Source organism: uncultured Aquimarina sp., from assembly GCF_947495315.1.
In the GTDB taxonomy this organism is placed as follows: domain Bacteria; phylum Bacteroidota; class Bacteroidia; order Flavobacteriales; family Flavobacteriaceae; genus Aquimarina.
The window spans coordinates 104334-129438 of sequence record NZ_CANLYD010000011.1 but is presented as its reverse complement, the minus strand read 5'-3'; the positions used below and the strand labels follow the sequence as shown (position 1 = coordinate 129438).

The 25105-nt window shown below is 33.9% G+C and carries 16 protein-coding genes; all 16 read right to left on the bottom strand.

The genetic code is table 11. The annotated features are described in order from the left end of the window. Positions 1–167: 167 nt before the first annotated feature. Entirely contained in the window at positions 168–911 is a 744-nt protein-coding gene (locus tag Q0910_RS18475; protein ID WP_299219592.1) for an energy transducer TonB, read from the bottom strand. Positions 912–1021: 110 nt separating this feature from the next. Further along, entirely contained in the window at positions 1022–1768 is a 747-nt protein-coding gene (locus tag Q0910_RS18470; RefSeq protein WP_299219590.1) for an energy transducer TonB, read from the bottom strand. Positions 1769–1891: 123 nt separating this feature from the next. Then, positions 1892–2617, bottom strand: a complete 726-nt coding sequence (locus tag Q0910_RS18465) for an energy transducer TonB (protein ID WP_298541679.1) — start codon at positions 2615–2617, stop codon at positions 1892–1894. Between the two features lie 160 nt (positions 2618–2777). Further along, a complete protein-coding gene (locus Q0910_RS18460) occupies positions 2778–3146 on the bottom strand; it encodes a VanZ family protein (protein WP_299219585.1) in 369 nt (122 codons plus the stop codon). Positions 3147–3156: 10 nt separating this feature from the next. Then, complete coding sequence (gene gcvH / locus Q0910_RS18455) at positions 3157–3537, bottom strand: glycine cleavage system protein GcvH (RefSeq protein ID WP_299219582.1); 381 nt, start codon at positions 3535–3537, stop codon at positions 3157–3159. Between the two features lie 165 nt (positions 3538–3702). After that, on the bottom strand, positions 3703–10806 hold the full coding sequence (sprA, locus tag Q0910_RS18450) for a cell surface protein SprA (RefSeq protein ID WP_299219864.1): 7104 nt from the start codon (positions 10804–10806) through the stop codon (positions 3703–3705). 77 nt (positions 10807–10883) lie between these two features. Next, complete coding sequence (gene ruvA / locus Q0910_RS18445; RefSeq protein WP_299219580.1) at positions 10884–11465, bottom strand: Holliday junction branch migration protein RuvA; 582 nt, start codon at positions 11463–11465, stop codon at positions 10884–10886. 125 nt (positions 11466–11590) lie between these two features. Beyond that, positions 11591–13906: an NADP-dependent malic enzyme gene (locus Q0910_RS18440; RefSeq protein WP_299219577.1), complete on the bottom strand. Its 2316-nt coding sequence runs from the start codon at positions 13904–13906 to the stop codon at positions 11591–11593. A 303-nt stretch (positions 13907–14209) separates the two neighbouring features. After that, positions 14210–16153: a trehalase family glycosidase gene (locus tag Q0910_RS18435; protein ID WP_366142683.1), complete on the bottom strand. Its 1944-nt coding sequence runs from the start codon at positions 16151–16153 to the stop codon at positions 14210–14212. Positions 16154–16168: 15 nt separating this feature from the next. After that, positions 16169–17887 carry a sodium:solute symporter gene (locus tag Q0910_RS18430; protein WP_299219575.1) on the bottom strand — a complete coding sequence of 573 codons (1719 nt, stop codon included), beginning with the start codon at positions 17885–17887 and terminating at the stop codon, positions 16169–16171. A 209-nt stretch (positions 17888–18096) separates the two neighbouring features. Continuing rightward, entirely contained in the window at positions 18097–19026 is a 930-nt protein-coding gene (gene queG / locus Q0910_RS18425; protein ID WP_299219573.1) for a tRNA epoxyqueuosine(34) reductase QueG, read from the bottom strand. Positions 19027–19028: 2 nt separating this feature from the next. Beyond that, the gene (locus Q0910_RS18420; protein WP_299219571.1) at positions 19029–19550 is read right to left on the bottom strand and encodes a mechanosensitive ion channel family protein; all 522 of its coding nucleotides are present in this window, start codon (positions 19548–19550) and stop codon (positions 19029–19031) included. A 30-nt stretch (positions 19551–19580) separates the two neighbouring features. After that, entirely contained in the window at positions 19581–20903 is a 1323-nt protein-coding gene (locus Q0910_RS18415) for a cytochrome P450 (RefSeq protein ID WP_299219568.1), read from the bottom strand. 23 nt (positions 20904–20926) lie between these two features. Then, entirely contained in the window at positions 20927–21949 is a 1023-nt protein-coding gene (gene ruvB, locus Q0910_RS18410; RefSeq protein WP_299219566.1) for a Holliday junction branch migration DNA helicase RuvB, read from the bottom strand. 142 nt (positions 21950–22091) lie between these two features. Beyond that, positions 22092–23825 (bottom strand): WG repeat-containing protein, encoded by a 1734-nt coding sequence (locus Q0910_RS18405; protein WP_299219564.1) that lies wholly within the window; start codon positions 23823–23825, stop codon positions 22092–22094. Then, entirely contained in the window at positions 23825–25093 is a 1269-nt protein-coding gene (locus Q0910_RS18400) for a hypothetical protein (protein ID WP_299219562.1), read from the bottom strand. The genes Q0910_RS18405 and Q0910_RS18400 overlap by 1 nt, the downstream gene beginning before the upstream one ends. Positions 25094–25105 lie beyond the last annotated feature (12 nt).

Below are 25105 nucleotides of genomic sequence, written 5' to 3'. Positions count from 1 at the left end.
GCGTTAAAAGCATTTTAGACAACTTATAACTATTTATAATTCACCTTTTAACAACTGTTTTAGCTAAATAAATAGGTTTAAGCATAGTTTCGCCACAATTTTAGCTGATGAAACACACAATAGTTATCAAAGTAAAAACCCAGCTAAAATTAGCTGAGCCTTATCACTTAATCAAGAACCTTGAAAGTAATTGGTAGAATGTAATTTACTTTTACTGGTTCATTTCCAATTTTTCCAGGTTCCATACTGGAGAATTTTTTAACAACCCTTCTAGCTTCTTTTTCTAAAGCTGGATGTGGGGCTCTAACCTTAACTTCTTTAATAACTCCATCGGTATCCACCTGAAATTGAACATCGATTCGTTGCAATCCTTTAAGACCATATTCTTCTCCTAGACCAGCATTGAATTTATTAGAAACCAATCTTCGGATTTTACTCGAAAAGCAAGCGATTCTCTCATCATTACTGCTATACTTTTCACAACCTGGATAAATAGGAGCTATAGCCACCTTATCAATAGAATAAACAATTTTTTCATCAATACCTACATCAATTATAGAATCAACCGGTGGCGCTTTAGATATGGTTTTATCACCAATTGTAGCCAATTCTTTTTTAAGGTTTTTCAAAACTGCATTGTTATCAACTACTTTTGGCTTTGTCCAATCGGGCTCTTTAACCTTTTTGGCTTTAACAACTACTTCTTTCTTAGGCTCTTTTTCAACCTTAAAAACATCTAGGGTAAAAATAGTCTTATCAATCGTCTTAGAACCAATATCTGGAGGTTTAACCACTGAAACAGAAGTATACATCTCGAACATCACAAAGGCGAATAAAAGGCTTGCAATAAGCCCAATCTGAAAGTTTACCAATGTACTTTTTCGTACATTAGCATCATGCTTGTTACTCATACTATTTAGTTTTAACGTTACAATTAAAATCTGAATCAACAAGCATACCAAAAAGGAATCCCGTATACGATTATCGTAACGGGATTCTGATATTTTAAAATGACTTCTATTTAATCCTGAACTTTAAACACAATTGGTAATTGGTACTTTACCGTTACAGGTGTTTTACGTTGTTTTCCTGGAGTCATTGTAGGAAACAAACCAATCACTCTTTCTGCTTCTTTTTTAAGCTTAGGATGCGGAGCTCTAACCTGTATATTCTGAACAGTTCCATCTGCAGCGACATCAAACAATGCATATATTCTTTGAACACCACTTAAACCATAATCACTTCCTATATCCGTATTAAATTTCCTAGAAATGATTTTACTAATCTTCTCAGAAAAGCAAGCCGCTCTTTCTTTATTGGTTTTTAAGCGTTCACAACCAGGAAAAATCGGCACATCCTCTACTACGGAAAATGGTACATTCGCAGGAATCTCCTCTTCTTCTTTGTCTACAATTGCATCTGGATTAAATGGAGTCGACTCCACTGGTGGCTCTTCACTTTTAAACTCTTCTGTTAGATCATCAATAGCCTTATCATCTTCAACTACTTCAAATTCTGTAGGGTCTGGAATTGGTTCAGGTCTCTTTTGCGCAACCACTTTTTGTTCAGGTTCCTGATAGACCGCAAATTGTTCATTCCAAATGAAAGGTTCGTTTTCGACGACAAATTCCTTCTTTGGTCTTTTGTCAATTGTTTCTGAAGTATACACTTCAAACATCACATAGGTAAATAATAGACTTGCTATAAGCCCAATCTGAAAGTTTACCAATGTGCCTTTTCGCACATTAGCATCATGCTTGTTACTCATATCATTTAGTTTTAACGTTACAGTTAATCCTAAACACAACAAGCATACCAAAAAAAAAAAAAAAAAAAGAATCCCCTTTGCTTTTTTACAACAAAAGGGATTCACTATATATAAAAAGTTTTTTTAATCCTGAACCTGGAAAACAATAGGCAGAGAATACAGTACACCTACTGCTTTTCCTCTTTGTTTACCTGGAGTCATTTTAGGAAGCATTTTTACTACTCTCTGCGCTTCCTTCTCTAATCTTGGGTGTGGACCTCTAGCCTGAACTCCAACAATATTTCCACTTCTATCAATCTTAAAACGAACATATATTCTATTCACTCCAGAAAGACCTAACTCACTTCCTAATTCTGTATTAAATTTACGGTTAACAAACTTTTTAACCTTATCACTCATACACTTCTTTTTAGCTGCATTCCCTGATTCTTTTTCACATCCTGGAAAAACAGGAACATTTTCGATTACTGCAAAAGGTACATCAGCAATTTCTTCCTCTTCTTCTACATCTTCTACTTCTTCTACCTCAACAATTTCTTCCTCCTGATTAGTTTCAGTAGATTCTATAATTGTTTCCTCTACTTCCTCTTCATCCTCTACAACGTCAATAATTTCTGGCGCTGGTGGTGGAGGTGGTGGAGGTGGTGGTGTATTTAAGTTCTGAGTAATAGGAACTTCTTCTTCCTCTAATTCATCAAGATTAACCTGACCTATATCGATATTACTTCTGTCATAGGTTTTCCACTCTATACTTTGCCATGTAACAAACAAAACTAAAATTAGTCCTAGTTGTAAAAACAAGGCACTCTTTTTGGTCAAATCTGCTTTCGGATTTTTCTTCGGTTCCATATTACAATGTTATTATATGATTGCTAAAATAGCTAATTTCTTTGGTATTTTCCAACTAATAGTAAAAATGTAAAACAAAAAATACAATTTTTAACTTTTAGCAGATACGAATTATACTGTGATCACCCACAACTAATCGAATACTCTATACTAATCAACTCTATTTTATTCTTAAGTTAACTAGCTTATTTTTAAGTGTTTTCAAAATAATTAATGCAAAAATAATGCCACTAGTATTCGCTAGTACGTCATTCCATTCCGGGCTTCGATAACTCGTTAGTACTGCCTGAAGCAATTCCATCAAAATCCCAAATAAAAAACTTAAAATGGATGCCCAGATTAAACTTTGAGAAAATTTTTTGTGTAGTTTTTCAGAATAAAAGAAAAATAAAAACCAAACAATTGTAAAAACAAAATATGCTAACAAATGTCCTATCTTATCACTTCCTTCTATACTAATATTTACAGGAATAAACACTTTAGCCAACGACAACCATCCAATCAAGCTAGTGTAGACGAATATTAGCAAGAGCAAATATTTATGCACCAATAAGCTCTTTATAAGCATCTGCGGATAAAAGATCATCAATTTGAGACGCATCGGCTATCTTAATTTTCACCATCCATCCATCTCCATATGGATCACTATTAACTAGTTCCGGATCACTCTCCAAAGTTTCATTAAATTCTGCAATTTCTCCAGTTAAAGGAAGAAACAAATCTGAAACTGTTTTTACCGCCTCTACAGTACCAAAAACCTCTTCTTGTTCTAGCTCTTCACCAACGGTTTCAACTTCTACATAAACGATATCACCTAACTCACTTTGCGCAAAATCAGTGATTCCCACTGTTGCTAAGTCTCCGTCAATTTTGATCCACTCGTGGTCCTTTGTGTATTTTAAATCTGAAGGAATATTCATCCGAAAAAGTATTTATAAATTGTTATTATTTAGAAGACGAAAATAAATCTATTTTATCAGATTTTGGAAAAACTATATCAAAAATTATTAAAAATTAATTATTGACTAGTTTCACTTATAAAACCCCTATCAAAATTACTACTAGTATCCCTTACAGAAAGATTATTAATTTCCGAAATTATATCTTAGCGTGAAACCACCACGAATTGTAGTCTGTGGGAAAGCTGTGGAGATCGAATATTTAGAAAATGTATGATCATAAAACAGTAATGCAGTTAAATTTTTACTTAAGGCATAATCTGTAGTAAACTTAATCCCATAAATATCTTGTCCTGCAGTAACTTGAGTATTATCAATATCCAGATACCTTATAATGGTTTCATTTTGACGAAGTGATAAATCCGCTCTAAAATTAAGATCACTCTTTAAAGTGGTCTTTTTACCGGCAATTCTGGTCACAAATGTCAAATCCTGAAGTCTATATCCAAGACCTATGATATATTCATTTCCTTGAATTTCTGTAAGTAAATTATTATCAAAACTTAACGACAATGCTCTATCTTTTTTCCATTCTGCCAGAATCTTAATTGAATTCTTCATCTCCATATCCAATCGTATCAATGGACTAAATTGCTCTGTAAGATTTATGTTGGCATATAATTCAGGGTTTTTGAAATTATCTCCCTGATCTAATTCATCTGGATTATTTGGATTATACTCAAGATTTGCTCTAAATTGATTGATGGTATAATTCGCACGGTATCCATGGGCCATGGAAAACCTTTTAAATCGTTTCTTGAACCATTTCAAATTCATTAAACCTGTATATTTAATATCCCAATTTGGGAGCGGAGTATCTCTAAAAGCTCCTTTCTGAACACTTTCTGCATCCGCACCTGTATACGCAGCAAGAAAAGCCGGTAAGAGTACTGCTTGATTTGTCCTTCCATATCCATTAGGAAATCCATCACCATCTGAATCCTCCGTAACACCTCTTTCTGATGCCAAACGTCTTGCAATCACCAATCTATTTTCTCTAAACTGATCAAAAGTTTCAGAGTTAAACTCATCACTTTTCTTAAATGCTGTTTTAATCAATAAGGTAGATATTGTATAATTACCAAAGGTATTCGGTGTTAATGATTGATATTCTAAATCATTATTTACATCTACAATATAATTCTCTGTATACGTTTCGGAATAATTTCTATTAGCACTAACATCAATTTTAAGATCTCTTAGTAAATCTACAGAAGCCTGTATATTAAGTTGTCTTCCTTCTACTTCTCTATACTGTTGATTAAATTCATCGTACAAGGTTAGCCATCCATTTCTTGCTGCTAAATCTCTTATTTCTGACTGACTACCAAAGGTAAAACCGACGGTAGGTTTTAATGTCCCCACAAATCCTGGTTCTCGTAAGTATCCTGGCAAGAAAATCCCATTATCTTGTTGGTAATTAATATTTACTTTCTTTACAGCGGTAACCAAACCTATCACTGTATTTAATGCTTTATCACCAACTGTAAGTTTACTGGATTTCTTTTTAGTTCTCTTCTTTTTAGCATCGGCCAAAGCTGGTTTGGATGCCTCTTTTCCTTCCCCCTCTTTCGCTGTTTTCTTTTTCTTAGCTCTATTTCTTCCTGGTTTTTTCTTAGTCAAACCTACATACTTATATAGAGTACTCATATCCAATGAACCATTAACAGTATGCACATTTGCATTCTGAATGGTATTTCCTAAATCAGGTATTCCTTCCAGGTTTTTTAATGCTTCACTTCCTTTGGTCCACTGAAAATCAGCCGAGTACGAATACGTTGCTCTCATAAATTTAAACAAAGGAATCTTGTTAAAAGGAATTTCATAGTTTACCTGTAATTGTTGGCTATGAAAGTTAGGATCTCCCACATCAAATAGACCACTCCAAATTCCTATAGAATTATCTACAGAACCATCGTCATCAATAAAATTCTTAACAATCCGATTATTAGCAGAGTTAAAACTAAAATTAAGAGACTTCGTTAAATTATAATTAATACCATATTGCCAATCAAACAAGAAATTACGTTGTGTAAGTGAAGGTAACCTTAGGTCTTCTGGTCCTAATGTAATATCCCTAAAAACCTGCTCATTAAATTGTCTTGTAATATTAGAATTTACAGAAATACTTGTAGGTAACAGATTGAAATTAAAGTCTTTTATTAGATCAAAGTATTTGCTTTTTCCTAAAAGCTTTACTTTTTTGAAAGGCTCAACTTCTTTAGGTTGAAAACTAAAATCATAAGTCCCTCCTAAACGCACACTCTGATCCAAAGATTTCTCTATTTCAAAATCTCTATGATCCGTTTGATTATAGGTACCTGAAAAAGCAAAGTTTTCTACATCATATGGCATTGGCTTACTATCTCCTGTCCTATCTTTCCGGAGTCCTATAACATTAAAACTTTGTCGTTTCGTATAATCAGTTGACTGCTTTAGAATTCTATCTTTTTCATCAGCGTCCGTTTCACGATCTAATCTATCTTGCAATTCAATATCCAAAAACTCCGGGTCATACTGCGGCGTGATTAACTCCTCTCCTCTGGTATAATTAAATGGAACCTGTAGTCCCCATTTCTTAGGTAATAGTTGTCCCAAATTCACATTTGTAGTAAGATCGTATTGTTTAGTATCCTCAATACTACGCTCATTTGGTCCTTGTTCTATTCCACCAAAACCTATAGTACTTATTCTCCCAGAAGCACTTACTGTAGCAAAATCGGCAATATTAGCATCCATACTTCCAACAGCAGCCCAACCGCCCTGATTTTTAAGATCACTCAAACGCATCTCATTAAACCAAACCGTACCAGATTCATTTGAACTACTAATATTCTTGATCCCAACCATCATAATCTGCACATCCCCAAAATTAGGATTACCCTTCATACCAACTCTTAGGTTGTTAGGTCCGTCAAAAAAGTTAAGCTCTGAATTATTCAAAGAAGCATCCCCTATTACGGTAGCTTTTACTTCTTGAAGAAATTCTAAAGGAAGGTTTAGTCTATTAGGCTCTGGCCAAACTTCATCAGGATTCCTACTATTTAGATCAGAGACTTTTAATGGCAGTTCTATCTGATAAAAATTATTTGTAAAATCGTTCCCCATTCTTATAAAAGCAACCAATTCATCATCTACTAATGTTGATTGCCCAGGAAGGTTTTCTGCATGTAAGAACATTTCAAGGTTTTCATATTGACGCATATCAACATTAAAACTTTTATACACACCTCGTGAATCATTAGTTTCAAGATCATTAACGGTTAAAGCTAGTGACCTTTCATCTTCTCTGATTGTTGTATTATTGTTAATCAGTTCTTCTCTTTGCACTCCTGGAGGAGTTACATAGTTGGGTGTCTCTTCACTACTGACAGATGTAACAATCACTTCATCACCATTAATATTCAATCCACTGGTTGGATCATTTGTTGTATTACCTGCTTGCACATATCTTCTATAATCTCCTCTTACTAAATCCAATGTAGCAAACCTTAAAATAGCTTGCTGATCAAAATCAGTTACCACCATTCTCATAAAACGGATAGATCTGAAATCATTTTCTCCTATATTTTGCAAGCCCGTAGGTTCATATATAGGAACTTTAAAACGAACCCATCTATATCCGTGAGTTTGCCCATTAAGCACAGTTCTAACATCCTCCCGTACATCCGTAATATATCCCGTTCCCCGGTCATCGCCAACATCCATATTTGGGAAAATAGGAATTTCATATTCATAATAGCTATCAATCGTGTTCATAGTATTATCACGATTCACATCCTCTGCAGTAGGAAAAGTGGTATTACCACGATCATCATTAGCTACGCTGGTCGGAGAATTTCCCTCTGTACCATTATAATCCTTGTAACGCTCTACTATATTTCCTTCAGCTTGAAGATAATAGGTATAATCATCGTTAGCGGGATCCTCACTATCAAAATTAGAAAAATCAGCTAATTCTGCATCTCGATCCAAACCGTCATAACCCACATCCTGATTTAGTCTTGCCTGTCCTTCTGTATCGAAGGCATAGATCAAGGACTGGTTCACAGGAACCCTTGCGTCACCATACTCAGTTTCTAATATATCCTCATCAGAACCATCAGCTGGAAGTCCATTTTCATATTGCTTTCTACCATCTTTTAATACATCTTCACTAATATTTCCTAAATGAAAAACTATGGTTCCATCTGTAGCTTCTGTTAATGGACTTTCTCCTCCTCCTGGATCAAAAAAAGGATCCATTAACCAAAACTCTATAAACTCTACATTAGATTGTTCGAAATTAGTAGAGGTTAATTGTCTCATTATTCCACCGAAATTATTTTCGGGTTGAGGCTCAGGTACATCACCATTTGGATCATATCCAGGGTTATAATTATAAGGTCCCCGTTCAGAAGGCCTATAATGCAAATCCAAAGGAAACAGAGATAGTGTCTGACCGGGCGGCCTATCTGTATCAGGGAAAATCTCATCAATAAAAACTCTCCTTGATGCATTAAACTCCACATCTTCATCAGTGACACCACTAGGTCTACTATTACTATAAAATATTGGATCTACCGTATACCAAGACAAATCTGCTCTTCTGAATCCGGATTCAATACCAGGACGAACCTCATCATTACTACGAGGGTCAAAACCAATAGGCACACTAGAGAGTTCCCAGGATAAAGCAGAACTTACATCAATTTGCGTCTGCGCGCCCTCAAAATCATCAATATAGGTAGTCACCTCTCCTCCAAAATCTGCGCCTTTTGGCGCTCCCGCGATAAGATATGCACCTTCTGCTCTAATCGAAACATTAGAAGGAACATCTGTATCAATATTAGGTAATTTGTTTACCATTCTAGTAAGGAATGGCACCTCTGTGGAATAGTTAAGATTAAAACCTAGCAACGTATTGTTGATAGGTTCAAAATTATAACTAGATTTTTGTGTTATTGGTCTTTCGTTAAGATTTAAGTAGGTACCACCTATAATGAAATCATCATTAAACTTATGCTCAACGTTTATTCCTGTAAACCGTTTAGTCTGTTGACCAAATACAGCATTATTCTCTGTCGAAACCTGAATAGGCGTATTTGATGACAATAAAGCTTCATCCAAAATATTAACCCTTCCCAATTGATAGTTCACCGTATAATCTACACCTTCTTGTAAAGTTCTCCCACCCGCAGTAACCGTTACCGATCCTTGGGGCACATTAAAAGCTCCTAACGGAATTCCATCCTGTCCAGAAGACTTGTATCGTCCTTTTAACTGAAAATATTTATTATCCGCTCCTTGCTGTTCTGCAATTATTTTGGTTTCTGTATACAGTTCTCTAAAAACATACCTACTTTGATTGTCATTATAAGTTAACGGGTCGTTATAACCATCAGGGTTTGTAATCCCATCATTGTCCAACTTATTAAAAAGATGCTGCCCAAAAGGCTCTACAGTTGTAAAAATAATCCTTCCATTTTCTGGATCGATTGTCAATCCTGGAACGTAATCAAAAAAACCATCTCCAGCGCCATCTGCTCCCTGTACTGGATCATTATTAGGGTTTAATCGATCCATATTGAAAACTGTTAGCAATCTGGTTTGTTCTACATCATCTGGCAATGGCGTAGTAGAACCCTCTGCCTGAGTAATATAATTAACAGGAGAAGGATTTGCATATACTATATTTAATCTAAAATCTTGGGAATCTAATCTAAAAGCTCCTGTACTATAGATGTTTTTCATCATCAAATCCCATATTGGAAGATCAACTCTAAATATTGGACTTTTAAGCATTTTTACCACTAAGCTATTACTAGATCCTGATTGAACATCTCCATCAGAATTATCTCCTATAGTAGCATCTACACCATCATTTGCAAATTCTCCAACCTGAAACACATCACCACCTTCGGTATATTGAAAAGCCACTGCTAAAACTTCATCATTATTCAGCTTTTGATTTAAAGATATATACCCTAATTGCGTATTTAGTGTATATTCATTTTGATTTAATTGTCGGGCATTTTCTAAAACCGCATAATCCTCTCCTTCTCTAAAACCTGCAATAGCTCCAGTAAAACTTTGTTGAACAGTAGATATCTGACGCACAGCATTAGAAATTGAACCAGTACCGCCAATAGCGGAAGGATCTAAATCATTATTACCGTTATCAGGAAAAGAACCTGCCGGTCGATTAAATAAGGAAGTAGGTATTGTAAAATTTCCTGCAATTGGAGATTCACCAAGATCTTGCAGCGCTACAATATTTCTAGCGTCCGTTAGTGTCTGTGCACTAGTAGCTCTGTTAGTTACCCAAACCTCAATACGTGTAATCTGTATATTGTTGTTTATAAAAGGGTAATTTGTAAGGGCAGTATCATAAGTATCTCTAAAAAAATGAGATAAAAAATAGTGTCTATTATCATCGTATTGCCAAGCATCAATTTCAAAATCTTCAACGGTTCCTCCTCCTTCTACATTTACAGATCTTGTTTCTGATCGTTGTTCAGAATACACTGCGGTAACGCTAGTTCTACCAAACTGCAATCCTAATTTTGCACCAAAAAGACTTTGTGACCCCTGAATTAAAGAATTATTTATTGGCATTGTAACATTACCAATTTCTATACTTCTTATGATATCATCTTCAGTCGGTGTATACTCTAATTTTATCTGATTCTGGAAATCAAATGTAGACTCGGTATCATAATTGGCTGTTATCTGAAGCCTTTTACCAACTTTCCCTAATAAACTCAAACTTATCCTTTGATCAAAATCAAACGTAAAATTACTTCGGTTCCTAGGAGAGAAAGCTGGGTTATCTTGTTTAGTATATAAAATCCCTAAATCCATTTCTACAGATCCTTGCGGGATTATTTCTATTTCGTTTCCACCAAAAATAGTTTCGAAAAAGCTAGAATTTACATAGAAAATAGGAAGAAGATTTTTACGTTTCTCTTCGCTCCCTTCTGTTTTACCACTAAAAGCACTTATTTTTTCCTTAAAATAATCTCTTCTCTGCTCTTCTTCTACTAAGGCTTCAAATTCTTCAGGAGTTAGAAAAAGGGGATATTTAACATTAAACGATCCCAACATTTCACGATAAATATAACGATTAGTAATTGGATCGTACTCATATTTTGCTACTATACTATTAGGGTCAGGAAGTGAAATCTCGCCTAGAGAATATGTAGTACTGGTAGAATCACGTACTGTTTCATTTTCCTGACCAAAAACCACTCCTCCATAGAGTACGATTAAACAAACTAGTCTTTTTAAAAATTTAAAATATAAGGAATGTAATGAACTCAATGTTTTTATAAATTTTTTAGTGCTTGTTTAATAATATTTTCTACTGTTTCGGCTGGGCTAACCTTTAGAATTTTGTCAACAACCTTTTCTACTTGTTTTCTATTAAATCCAAGGGTTTCTAAAGCAGATAACGCTTCATCTTTGTTAGTATTGTTTTGGGATACAGAAAGTTCATCAATATTATAAACTTTAAGAATTTTATCTTTTAAATCGATAATCAAACGTTGTGCAGTTTTTGCACCAATACCTTTGATCGATTGTATCGTTGCTACATCATTTGATGCTATTGCTTCTTTAATCTGATCAGGATGCAATGAAGATAGCATTGTTCTAGCGGTACTGGCACCGATTCCTGAAACCGAAATCAAAAGTCTAAAAATCTCTCTTTCTGATTTCTCTGCAAAACCAAACAATGTATGCGAATCTTCTTTTACTTGTAAATGTGTATATAGCTGTATTACTTCCTTATCTGATAATAAAGAAAAAGTATGTAATGAAATATGAAGAATATATCCCACTCCATTACAATCTATTATTACATCGGTAGGATTTTTTTCTACAAGTCGCCCCTTGATTTGTGTAATCATTAGTTAAATGAATGTTAAGCATCCAAAAGTAATAAAATTATACTACAATACAGTTTAAAAAGATAAGCTTCAAAAACTTATCATTTTTGAAGCTAATTAAACTATTAAATTTGGTCTTTAATTAATCACTGCTCCTCACCAGAAACTAAAGAAAACATCTCTTTTTCTCTTTTTTCTTTCTCCTGAGCATCTATTACCGCTACCGCAGCAACATTGACCATTTCTTCAACGCTTGCTCCTAATTGGAGAATATGAACAGGCTTTTTCATCCCCATCATTATTGGACCTATAGATTCTGAATTATTCAATTCTTTTAGCATTTTATACGTACTATTGGCAGAATCCAAGTTAGGAAAAACCAATGTATTTACCTTACGTCCATTAAGTTTTGAAAACGGGAATTTATCTTTCCGCATATCTCTATTCAAAGCAAAATCCATTTGCAGTTCTCCATCTACTATAAGATCAGGGTAGTAACGATGTAAATATGAAACTGCATCTTTTACTTTGGAAGCATTTGGATGCTTTGATGATCCAAAATTAGCATAGGATATCATTGCCACCACAGGATCAACTCCAAACATCTCCACAGTTCTTGCAGTCATTTGAGCTATCTTGGCTAACTCTTTAGATGTAGGATCAATGTTAATAGAAGTATCACTAATAAACAAAGGACCTTTATTGGTCATCATTACATTCATTGTAGCAATTCTTGTAGCTCCTTTTGCCAGTCCTATAAGCTCTAGCATCGGTTTCAACACTGTAGGATAACTTCGAGAATACCCTGACAACAACGCATCTGCGTCACCTTCATTGACCATCATAGCGGCAAAATAATTCCGCTCACGCATCAATCGTTGTGCTCCATAAAGTGTTATTCCTTTTCGACTATTGTCTTGCCAATATTTCTGAGCATATCTGTTTTTTCTATCAATTTCCTCATCTGCTTTAGGATCAATAATAGTAACTCCAGTTGGGTCAAAATCAATCTCCTTCATTAATTCCAAAATGATATCTTTTCGTCCCAATAATATTGGAAAAGCAATCCCTTCTTCTTTTACCGTTTGTGCTGCCTTTAAAACATCTAGGTGATCTCCTTCTGCAAAAACTACTCTTTTAGGGCTTAACTTAGCTCGATCCATTAATAATCTTACTAATTTATTATCATTACCCATTCGCTCCAGTAATTCACTCTCGTATTTATCCCAATCTTCTATAGGTTCTGTAGCAACCCCACTTTCTATTGCTGCTTTAGCAACAGCTGGAGGCACTTTGGCAATTAACCTTGGATCAAAAGGTTTTGGTATTATATAATCTTTTCCAAAATTAAGTCTAGTCTCTCCATAAGCAATATTTACTTGCTCAGGAACCGGCTCTTTAGCCAAATCCGCTAAGGCTTTAACGGCTGCCATTTTCATCTCTTCATTAATACCAGTAGCTCTTACATCTAATGCACCTCTAAAAATAAATGGAAACCCAAGTACATTATTAACCTGATTAGGATGGTCACTTCGACCTGTAGCCATAATAATATCCTTACGCGTTTGTACCGCTAAATCATATCTGATTTCAGGATCTGGATTTGCCATAGCGAATACAATAGGATTGTCTGCCATTGCCAATAACATTTCCGGCTCGACTAGATTAGCCATGGATAATCCGATAAAAACATCCGCATCCTTCATTGCATCTTCTAGAGTATCAAGATCTCTATCAGTGGCAAATTCAGCTTTTTCCGGAGTGAGGGTATCTCTGTCTTTACGGATCACACCTTTACTATCAGTCATTACTATATTTTCTGCTTTTGCTCCAAAGGCTTTATACAGTCGTGTACAAGAAACCGCTGCTGCACCAGCTCCACTAACTACTATCTTTACTTTATCGATATCTTTTTCTGCAATTTCCAAAGCATTTAGCAATGCTGCCGCAGAGATAATAGCTGTTCCGTGTTGATCATCGTGCATAACAGGAATATCCAACTCTTCTTTAAGGCGTCTTTCTATTTCAAATGCTTCAGGAGCTTTTATATCTTCTAGATTAATTCCTCCAAAAGTTGGCGCAATATTCTTTACTGTTTCTATAAATGCATCCACATCTTTTGTGTCCACCTCAATATCAAATACATCAATATCCGCAAAAATTTTAAACAATAGTCCTTTCCCTTCCATCACAGGTTTTGATGCTTCGGGTCCGATATCTCCTAACCCCAAAACTGCCGTACCGTTAGATATTACAGCTACCAAGTTCCCTTTTGCGGTATACTTATAGACATTTGCCGTATCTTTTTCGATTTCTAAACAGGGTTCAGCTACTCCAGGAGAATATGCCAATGACAAATCTCTTTGTGTTGCATATTTTTTTGTGGGTACTACTTTGATTTTACCAGGAGTAGGTTTTGCGTGATAAATTAGTGCTTCTCTTCGTTTACTTTCGATACTCATACTAAATCAATAAAAATTGTGTGTAAATGTCAGATCAACCTCAAAATATGTAAAATCAACTTGTTTGTTTCCTTTTTTACTTTCTTACTCATATTTTTTATAGCTGAGGCTATGAAAAATAATTATGGCGTCGTAAAAAATAAAACCTACTACGTCTTAGTTTTCACATTCTAAAATTCATCTGACATATACAAAGGTACAAGTCTATGCGAGATGCAAAAGGCAAAACACAGTAATCTTCAAAAAAATTGAAACTTCAGAAAACTATCTATCTTTTTATGAATTATATTGTGAATTTATCACTTATTTACCCTTTCTGATAAAGATATCATCAGGATCTACAAGTTGATCTAATTGAGATTTTAATTTTTTATCTAAAAAACTTAACCCTAACTGATACGATGCATTCATCCATCCAAATCCGCTTGGTGTAATATAATCAAACTCTGTACCTACGTTACCATATTCAGCATACACCTTATGTGTACATTTTACAACATCATATTTTTCAGGGATGGTCCCATTATAATTAACTGCATTTTTTGTGATCATCCATAACCAACGGTATATAAGCTCTTTTGCTTCTTCTTCATATCCATAATCCATAAGACCTCTCCAAATCATCATCTGGTGTGGCGCCCAACCGTTTGGATAATCCCATTGGCGTTGTGGAGCATTAGGATCTTCTTTATTAGCAATATCAGTAGTTGCAGCAACACCGCCTTTCTGAACTAAATTATTGAATAAATTCTTTACCAAAGAGGCAGCTTGTTCTTTAGTACTTAATCCTGCCCAAAGTGGATAGTAATTGGTTGCAGATTCTATTTTTTGTTTTTTCTTGGTCACAAAATTATAATCATAGAAAACCTCTTTTTCGGTATCCCACATTAGATCATTCATTCGTTTTTTCCTTTCCTCTGCTTTCGCTAACCAAAATGAAGACGTATACTCTTTAGAATCTACTTTGAATTTATCTTCAAAAACCTCTCTAATCAAATAGGCAATATCCTGTTCATATTTGTATAGCAGACTATTTATTCCGACAGTATTTAGATGAACACAAACATCATCTAATCTATTAGAGGTATCGTGACCACTTTCTCTCATAGATCGATCGTGGGTAAAATACAAATCAAGCTCCGGATCCTTTATTTCGCCCGAATTATATTTTTCTGTAAACTCTTTTAGACTACCCTTATGTTTTTCTGCATATTTATTCAATATAAAGTCAAAATGACCTTGTTCGGTTTCAGGTGGAATTCCAATCCCTTCTCCATAAAAACGACTTAATCCAGTATTTGTTAGACGTACTCCTTTTTCCATCCATACTGTTTCATATTCTTTAATTACCATTTTTAGATTAGCTGTTAACCAATCTCTCGAAACTTTAGGGTTTTGTTGATATATTTCTTTCAGCAAAGAACTAAAAAAAGGTGGCTGCGTCCTGGTGAGGTAATAGCTTCTATTGGCGTTCAGAATCTTTCCATAATGTTCGATTTGATATCCAAAATTATCTGCCATGGACATAGCAAGATCAGCTCGGCCATCAATTAATAACCCTACCGATTCGAAATAACTATCCCAACCATACATCTCGTTAAACCTTCCTCCAGGAACTACAAATGGTTTAGCTTGATATTTTCCTTTATCATCTTTAGCATGGGCTAAATTTAAAATACCCGGAATTTCATTCAATGTCTTTACATATTCTGGTGTAATATCTTCCGGTAGTGTTATTACCTTAAGCTTAGGAATTTCTGATTTTATAGATTCAAAATACGCAATAGCTTCCTCATCTTTATAAGGCACATACAATCTAAAGGTATCTGTCTCGGATTTAGTGTCTTCTAATACTTTTGCTAATCCTGCTTTATCAACTGATCTGGTGAGATTATCCCAGTATCTAGTTTTTATTAATCTTGAAATTCGATCGCTGGGAGATTCAGTAATTCTATCTAGAGAAATCGTATCATCTTTTTCGGCAATAGCCAATTCCTGAAGCAAATTAGACAACTGATATGTTCCTTTTATTTGGTTCGCTTTTCCATTAATATCAATAAACTCAAATTGCTTTGGCCCATTATCATCAACTGTTATCTTTTTATCTCCATCTGTATCTTCCTGTTTGATCAACTTTTCCAGCATTTGCGTATGACCTAAATATGTCATCTCCTTGTCGTTTTTACAATTGACAACCAATAAAGAAAATAAAAGAATTATGAGATACTCAAACTTAAAATTTCGCATATCTAATTATTTATATTACCAGAAAAAGCCTACTACTACAGCAGTTACGATCAGCAGTATTAAGGACAAAATTCTGTAATTTTTATACCAAGGCAGTCCTGTAAGGTCTTTAGACTCTTCCCTAAACATTTCTCTTTTATACGTATACTCCTTAATTTGTTGTTCTGATTGAGGCTTGGTAGCCAAACTTACGATCATATGTAGCACTACACATATTACGAACAACCAAGTAGCTTTTGCTAAAAAGTGTAATTCATTTACTGCCGGAATCCAATCAAATGTTTGTGACATAATCATTAAAAACGCTAATGAAAAACCTGTCAATAAACTTACGATAGATCCATTACCATTGGCACGTTTCCAGAACAATCCTAAAACGAAGGTAGAAACAGCTGGAGGACAGGTATACGCGATAACTAACTGGAGATATGTCCATAGTGAATCACTAACTCTTTCTATAAAAGGCACCCAAGCAATCGCAAGAACTACTAATATAACCGTTGTTATTTGTCCCACCTTAACCAATTGCTTGCTAGTAAGCTCTGGTTTTAGTTGTTTTACAAAATCCATTGTTACTAAGGTAGAAGCAGAGTTAAAAGTTGCAGAAACGGATGACATCATTGCAGCCATCAATCCAGCTACTACAAGACCTAATACGCCTACGGGTAATAATTGAAATAATAATACAGGATATGTAAGATTAGGGCAATCCGCAAGATTGTTACAAATAGTACCGTCAGTTAATGCATAATTAAGACCTGTAATATCCAAGGTACTAAATAACAACAGGGCTAATACACCTGGAACTACCATGATAAAAATTACAGGTAACTTTAATAAACCTGCAAACAACGCGCCCCAACGTCCGTGATTAAGATCCTTAGCTCCCAAAACTCGTTGTACCATAAATTGATTATTTGCCCAAAAGTAAAATCCAAGTAATGGCACTCCTGTTAATAATCCCCACCAAGGCATGAATTCATCATTACCTGGTCTAACAAGACTAAAGACTTCATCTGAGTTAGCAGGTATATACTTTCCTTCAGCTAAACGATCTCCAAAATTTACTTCTCCGGCAGATAACATACCATCCAGTTTAGCCGTCATTGCAGACCATCCTCCACCAAGCTGATCAAAGGCGAAATAAGTTAACAAACAAGATCCAATGATCAATAAAACTGCTTGTATAACCTCGGTCTGAATTACAGAATTTAACCCTCCTGGAATTGTATAAGCTGCTGCTGCAACTGCTAGTATTACTAAAATCAAAGTAGAATCCATTGAAGGAAACAACAAGGTTAAAACAATCTTACCAACATAAAGACCTGATGCAGTATCTACTAAAATATTACCAACCACCGTTATAAATGAAAAATAATATCGTGATCTTTTATCATATCTTCTTTCTAAAAACTCTGGCATTGTATACACACCTGAGCGCAAATAGAATGGAAGAAAGAAAATAGCAAAGAAAATCAATACGACAACAGCAAACCACTCATAATTATATACATTAATATTGGTTTGATACGCATCTGAAGCTAGTCCCACTAAAGTAGAACTGGATATATTAGCAGAAAACAATGCAATACCAACGATTGGCCATGTCATGGTTCTTCCTCCTAAAAAATAATCTTCTGAACTTCCTCGTTTTGATTTAGAAATTCCATAGATAATGATCCCGATGAGATACACGACAATTACTGCAATGTCGATATAAGATAATTCATTCATGTGTAAAATATTTAATGCTTTATATAATTTTTGGCTTCTTAGAATATTAGTTAAAAAACCTATATGAGTTAAAATTAGTTAATTATTAAGCTAAAAATCTGATGAATATACAAGTTTATCTTAAAATTATTAACGTTTTTATACCAAAAGCAAGTAAAAATACCTATACAACCGTTTGTATTATGGAATCTTCAAAATAATAAAAGTTTTTATTTTAAAAACTTAATATTTCGGTTTAACCCTGAAAACTTGGTTCGTTTCACCGCTGATTTTTGGAATACTTTAGAAAACACTTCTTGGGTAATTTCTTCCCAATCTTTTTTGGTCATTTCTAGCAATTCTGGCTTTGGATTAAAAAGAGGCTCATTATGAGTTTTAGAAAAACGATTCCAGGGACATACATCCTGACACACATCACAACCAAACATCCAGTTATCAAACTTCCCCCTATAATCAGAAGGAATTTCTTCTTTTAATTCAATGGTGAAATAAGAAATGCACTTGCTACCATCTACAACATATGGATCTACAATCGCTTGGGTGGGACAGGCATCTATACAAGCCGTACAGGTTCCACAATGGTCTGTCACCGGAGTATCATATTCCAGCTCCAAATCTACAATCAACTCTGCGATAAAATAGTAAGACCCAACTTTTTGAGTTAGCAGATTACTATTCTTACCAATCCATCCTAACCCACTTTTTGCTGCCCAGGCTTTATCTAAAACAGGCGCAGAATCAACAAAAGCACGACCATGAACTTCTCCTATCGTTTCAGTAATAAATTCTTGAAGCTGTTTTAGCTTCTGCTTTATTACGTGATGATAATCCTGACCATATGCATATTTAGAAATTTTAGGAGCATCTGGATCTTTTTGAGTTTCTGAAGGGAAATAATTGAGTAGTAATGATATCACACTTTTAGAACCCTCAACCAGCTTGGTTGGATCAAGACGTTTGTCAAAATGGTTTTCCATGTATGACATCTGTCCGTGCATATTCTTGTTCAACCACTTTTCCAAACGAGGTGCTTCTTGTTCCAAAAACTCTGCCTTACTAACTCCACAAGACAGAAAACCGAGGCGCTTGGCTTCGGATTTTATTAGTTGGGTATGTTTGGCTTTAGAGTTGAATTGCATTTTTATTGATTATTCATTTCTTCTTTTGGAAATTGATTCATAATCTGAATACCTTTTTGAATTACCAAAGAGGTCGGCAATGTTATATTTTCGCCCCGATCAGTAGTCATAAAAACATAGAAGCCTGTAATATCTTTCACTTCTCCGGTCCAATCGAAATCTTTGTCTAAAATCCGAATTCTATCTCCAATTCTAACTGGATGACTAAAGAACAAAATAATACTTGCTGTAAGATTAGATAATATAGACCACTGCGCAAAAAAAGCAATCCCTATGACTGCTAATACAGAAGAAATAAACACACTAAACTCCTTTAGATCTATACCCCATATAACAATCAAAATAACTCCCGCCAAAAGGTATTGAAATAAAAACGATAGATTAAGTATTAACTTTCTTCTGTTAGGGTTTATAGATTTTAACACAGAAAATTTTCTAATTCCGTGTTTTGTTATTACTAAAATAAAAAATAAAATCACCAAGGTAATAACAGTGAATAAGATTTCATTTTTATAACCAATCATACTTTATAATTTTAAATGAAACATATTAAACTATCGAGGTATAAATTTTAATATTGCATTTACTGGCTTTAACGTAATCAGAGGTTTGATTTCTATTTCGGATATAGAAGTGGAAATTTTATATTTTCTCACCAGTTCGTTAAGCGTATAAATCATTTCATACATCGCAAAATTACTCCCTACACACATTCTTGGTCCCGCACCAAAAGGAAAATACCAATCAGAATATTCTTTCTTATTGTCGGAATGAAATCGATCAGGGTCAAAAACCGTAGGGTTTTCCCAGAAGTTCCTATTTCTATGTATTTCAAAAAACGAAATAAGAACAGTTGTCCCTTTTGGTAATTTTATATCTTGGTATTCGTCGTTTTCTATATTCACACGATCAGAGAAATACGCTGGCGGATATAGACGCATTGCCTCTTCAATAGACTGCGTAGTATATTTACTCTTCTGAAATTGTTCCATTAATGATAATTCTTCTGAACCAAATTCGTTAGCTTCCTTAAATACTTTATTTTGAATTTCGGGATGCAATGCCAATAAGCTTAAACAAAAAGACAATGCATTAGAAGTGGTTTCATGTCCTGCAACAAATAAAATCAATATTTCATCGATCAATCTTTCATTATCCATAGAACTACCATCTTCATATTTAGAGTTCAATAGCATATCTAATAGATCATCATACGTATCTTTCGATTTTCGTCTTTCTTCAATGATATTGTCCAGTATATCGCGAGCTTCTTGGGTTAACTTTAGTGTGCTCTTGATTTGACCACTAAGATGAAACCACCATCTTTTATATGGCTGTCTAATTTCTCTGATTAAAGATTTTTGTGCAGTTTCGGTTATATCCTGCAATCTAGCCATAGTATTACCTGTATCAGTGTAACTGAACAATGATTTTGCTACCACCTTAAAAGCCAAATCATTCATTAATGGATAAATATCTATCATTTTATCCGGCTCTATCCTGGCTAGTTCTTCACTGATAGTTTGCCTTATTGTTTTTGCAATTACATCTATTTTCTTTTTATAAAATGCTGGTTGTATAAGTCTTCTTTGTCTTAACCAATGCTCCCCATTAGAGGTTAACAGACCATTACCTATGTACTTCGCTAAGTCTTTTGTCTGAAGTGGAGACTTATAATACTTACGATGTTGATTTTGCAACATATGCTTTGCAAAACCAGCATCTCTAGTGAAAATAACAGAATTTCCAAATCCCAAGTTTACTTCGAATACATCTCCATGTTTTTCGAAATTCTTATGATGAAATGGCAAAGGGTTACTCAAAATGCTTTTAGCATTTTTGAGAACTTCAAAAAAGGAGACTTTAGGGATTGTCATATTTTTATTTTTACCAAACTGAATTAAAACAATCCTCCTTGGATTCCTCCTTTTACACGACCTAGATGTTTATAAGCTGCTTCTGTTACTTCTCTACCTCTGGGCGTACGCATGATAAATCCTTGCTGAATTAAAAAAGGTTCATATACTTCCTCAATAGTTTCTGCACTCTCACTTACGGCGGTTGCAATAGTAGTCAATCCTACAGGACCTCCTTTGAATTTATCAATCATAGTGGATAGAATCTTATTATCCATCTCATCAAGACCGTGAGCATCCACATTAAGCGCTTTAAGAGCAAATTTAGAAATCTCTATATCAATCTTACCATTGCCTTTGATCTGTGCAAAATCTCGCACTCTACGCAGTAAAGCATTAGCTATTCTTGGGGTTCCTCTGCTTCTTCCGGCTATTTCTATCGCTGCTTCCATAGAGATAGGAACATTTAATATATGTGCGCTTCTTTCTACAATGGTAGCTAATAGTTCTGTAGTATAGTATTGTAATCTTGACTGAATACCAAAACGAGCCCGCATTGGTGCTGTTAACAAACCTGATCTGGTTGTTGCTCCAACTAAAGTGAAAGGATTTAAATTAATCTGAACAGTACGAGCATTTGGACCACTTTCGATCATAATATCAATCTTGTAGTCTTCCATAGCTGAGTATAAGTACTCTTCTACGATTGGACTCAATCGATGAATTTCATCTATAAATAACACATCTCTATCATCAAGATTGGTTAATAATCCTGCTAAATCACCAGGTTTGTCCAAAACTGGTCCTGAAGTAACTTTAATTCCCACACCTAATTCATTAGCAAGAATATGTGCTAACGTAGTTTTTCCTAATCCTGGAGGCCCATGAAATAGTGTATGATCTAGTGCCTCATCTCTTAAATTAGCAGCTTGAACAAAAATTTTTAAATTTTCAAGAACCTGATCCTGTCCTGCAAAATCTTCAAAAGCTAAAGGCCTTAAAGCTCTTTCTATATCTAAATCTTCATTAGAAAAATTATCGCTTGACGGATTAAGATTTTCGTTCATTTTTACAATTAGCTTTTTTTGAAGATAATAGGTTTCCTTTGTATACCTAACAAAGATAACAGAAAAAGAAAAGACTCTGTTACAAATAAGTCTTGCTTATTTTAGTTATATCATTTCTTCATAACTAAATCACAATTCAGATTTACTTTTCTATAAGGTCTCCCTTATAATTATAACTCTTAGCTCCATATCCGAATTTATAAATTCTGTTACCATCACTATCTTCTCCAAAAAAGTTAATATCATCTTCTTCTGTATCTAACAATATTTCACCCTGTATATCGATAAGCTTATAAGTTCCATCTATTTTAACTGCTGTAATTCCTTGTTCAAAATCTTTTGCATCGTCATAAATGGCTGGTATTACTATAGCCCCTTTGGTATTTATAAATCCATACTTACTATCATTACTAACCAATATTCTATCATCAGATAATTTATCACCTACTCTATTTACTCCACTTACCAAACGCTCTTCCCCTTGAGCGGAAATGATATACCACTTCTCGTTTCTATAACCAAAGAGAATCGCACCTACTTCTCTTACATTCCAATATTTTTTATTGTTAATTAGTTCATTATCTGAATTAAATAATGCTATATCATCATCTTTTTGTTCTGGTTGTATTCCTATTATACCATTATCAAAAGTCATAATATCATACACCAAAAGTGTATCTAAACTTTTTTTAGATCTATTTAAATGATAGAAATAGTTATTGTCTTCATAAAAATCTCCCCCAATCTTAGCAACACCTTGATCTAAACCTGTGATTGATATTTCAGTTTCTCCTTTATTATTCAAAAACACAAGTCCATCTTCTGTATTCATTTCAAATAATTCGGCATCGCTAATAAAAGGTTTTACATTATACGCTCTAAACAATGTCTCACGAGTATCAGTTTCTTTAGCAAAATATAATTTTACAGAATTTACTGTCCCGTAATAATAATATTCTTTGTGATAAACTCCATCATTATCATTGAAAAAACCCAACACATTCAGGTTTTTTCTTAAATACTCCTGAAACTCTGCTGTGTTTTTAAAATCATCGTTATTTAATTTTTTCTGAATTTGTTTTAAATACCCAAGCATTTCAGTAAAGATACCTTCTGAGTCATCGGGAGCAATCCCATTATTTGATGAACCGCTATTATCTAAGACTTTACCATCCTCATTATAAGCTTGTATTTCTGTTGCTGAACCAATAGTATCGCTAAGAGTAATGTAGGCATAATTATCCTGCGCTTTTACTAATCTAATTTCTCCTCCTTGATAATTCACTACAGGATTATCGAGAGATACTTCTACCACATCATAATCTTTTAAGTAATCTACTTTAAACAATACATCTACACTATCTATCATTTTTGCCTTTCCCCAATTATCGCTAAAAATAAAATCGACTTCATAATTAGCGATACTATCTGTTTTCACTTCTTTATCATGATAGTAGATTTTTTTCGGAACAAAAGTCTGAGATACTCCCTGTCCTAATTCTAGAGGCTTTCTTTTTTCAGGGTTTTTAAATCCAAAACTTAGTGAGCTCTGATAATCTTCAAACTCCTGACTGAATACAACATTATCAAATTGAAGTAATGATTTACTTACACCAGTTGTATCAATTTTAAACTCTTGCTCATAACGTTCATCCTCTTTACCAATCTTCTTGATTTCGTTTGCAAAAGAACCATCAAAAAACTTAGTAAATGATTCAAATTGTTTAATATTTTTATTTACTTCTTCTTTAATCTCTTCTATTGGCTTATCATCAAATCCGGCAATAAACTCATTTAACTCTGGACTTTCTTTTTTAGATGAGTTAGAGCATCCACAAATGACTACTGTTATGTATATAAATAATAGTTTTTTCATTATCTTATTATTTTAAGTTCATTAGAACCTTCGGGCTGGTATAAATAAAAATTCATTTGCTCACTAAACTCCTTACCTGTAAAAATAATCATATCAGTTTTGTTAGTTGGATATGTCCAAATCAATCGTCCATTAGCATTAAATTCAATCGAATAATTATCTTCAATAGTATATTTGTAGCTATTATTCTGAATTTGTTTTAGCGATTCCCAATATGTTCTTGCGGTTTCAAAATTAACATCTTGATCCAATTGTTGTTTTTCGAATTGTTTTTGATAGAATAAATCATTAATAGCTTTTTCATCTTTTGAAAGGATCGCATCTCCTATCCTCTTATATAGAGTATTGACTTTTTGTTTTAGATTTTTTTCTTTCCGAAGGTTTACTCCATTATTCCAAGCTTTTGGATACCAAGGCAACTTAGGTGTGAAATCTAATGTGAATTCGACAGAAGATTTTCCAGCAATCGATGTTCTTTGGACATCTGTTATCGTTTGCTTCGTTGTTTCATCATAAATTGTAGCAGCGAAAGTTCCATTTTTATCAAATTTTGAATTATCAATAGGTATCACAATAATTTTTAACTTGGATAACTCTCCATCCGTAATATATCTATTAAGATTATGTTCTGTATATTTAGAATTTTCAGCTATAACAATATCATCTAAAATGACTGTATACTTATTACTATAGCTCCTTATGTTTAAAACATACTTAGGCTTAACATCAAATACTTTAATCTTTTTATGAATATTAGCTAAAGGCACATCGTAAATTGGTTTAAATGTTATCTTTAATTCTCCATAATCCTTATCACCGATAGCAGCAAGATGTTTTCCATTAACTAGATTTAACTTAAAATCTAAATCTTCTCTTTCCGTTTTCCAAATGAATTGAATATCATCATTATACGTGTTTTCAGAATTTATCAATCCTTTTTTAGCCTCAATTACTTCTAATAGTTTTTTACCATAATAATTAATAGTATCCGTTGTTAGAAAAGTATAACTATCCGATAACAAGGCTTTTTTAACAGGAACACCATCATAATGCATCCCATCGATCTCAATTTCATTAAGCTTAAAGAAGGAAACCGTATCTAGATCGAAGTCTTTATTTTCCTTTCCTATTTTAACTAATAGCGAATCCATTTCTGATTGTGAATTAGCTTTAGAAAAGTCATATTTAAGTAACAACTTTTTCTTATTAGTACAAGAACTAAACAAAAGAACTATTGTTACTATAATTAATGAGTATATAGTTTTCATATTGTGAATAAG

Coding starts and splice junctions, on each gene's coding strand:
- Q0910_RS18415 (WP_299219568.1), bottom strand. CDS start 20,903: ATGACAATCCCTAAAGTCTCCTTTTTTGAAGTTCTCAAAAATGCTAAA.
- Q0910_RS18420 (WP_299219571.1), bottom strand. CDS start 19,550: ATGATTGGTTATAAAAATGAAATCTTATTCACTGTTATTACCTTGGTG.
- Q0910_RS18440 (WP_299219577.1), bottom strand. CDS start 13,906: ATGAGTATCGAAAGTAAACGAAGAGAAGCACTAATTTATCACGCAAAA.
- ruvA (WP_299219580.1), bottom strand. CDS start 11,465: ATGATTACACAAATCAAGGGGCGACTTGTAGAAAAAAATCCTACCGAT.
- Q0910_RS18435 (WP_366142683.1), bottom strand. CDS start 16,153: ATGCGAAATTTTAAGTTTGAGTATCTCATAATTCTTTTATTTTCTTTA.
- Q0910_RS18405 (WP_299219564.1), bottom strand. CDS start 23,825: ATGAAAAAACTATTATTTATATACATAACAGTAGTCATTTGTGGATGC.
- ruvB (WP_299219566.1), bottom strand. CDS start 21,949: ATGAACGAAAATCTTAATCCGTCAAGCGATAATTTTTCTAATGAAGAT.
- Q0910_RS18470 (WP_299219590.1), bottom strand. CDS start 1,768: ATGAGTAACAAGCATGATGCTAATGTGCGAAAAGGCACATTGGTAAAC.
- Q0910_RS18400 (WP_299219562.1), bottom strand. CDS start 25,093: ATGAAAACTATATACTCATTAATTATAGTAACAATAGTTCTTTTGTTT.
- queG (WP_299219573.1), bottom strand. CDS start 19,026: ATGCAATTCAACTCTAAAGCCAAACATACCCAACTAATAAAATCCGAA.
- gcvH (WP_299219582.1), bottom strand. CDS start 3,537: ATGAATATTCCTTCAGATTTAAAATACACAAAGGACCACGAGTGGATC.
- Q0910_RS18465 (WP_298541679.1), bottom strand. CDS start 2,617: ATGGAACCGAAGAAAAATCCGAAAGCAGATTTGACCAAAAAGAGTGCC.
- Q0910_RS18430 (WP_299219575.1), bottom strand. CDS start 17,887: ATGAATGAATTATCTTATATCGACATTGCAGTAATTGTCGTGTATCTC.
- Q0910_RS18475 (WP_299219592.1), bottom strand. CDS start 911: ATGAGTAACAAGCATGATGCTAATGTACGAAAAAGTACATTGGTAAAC.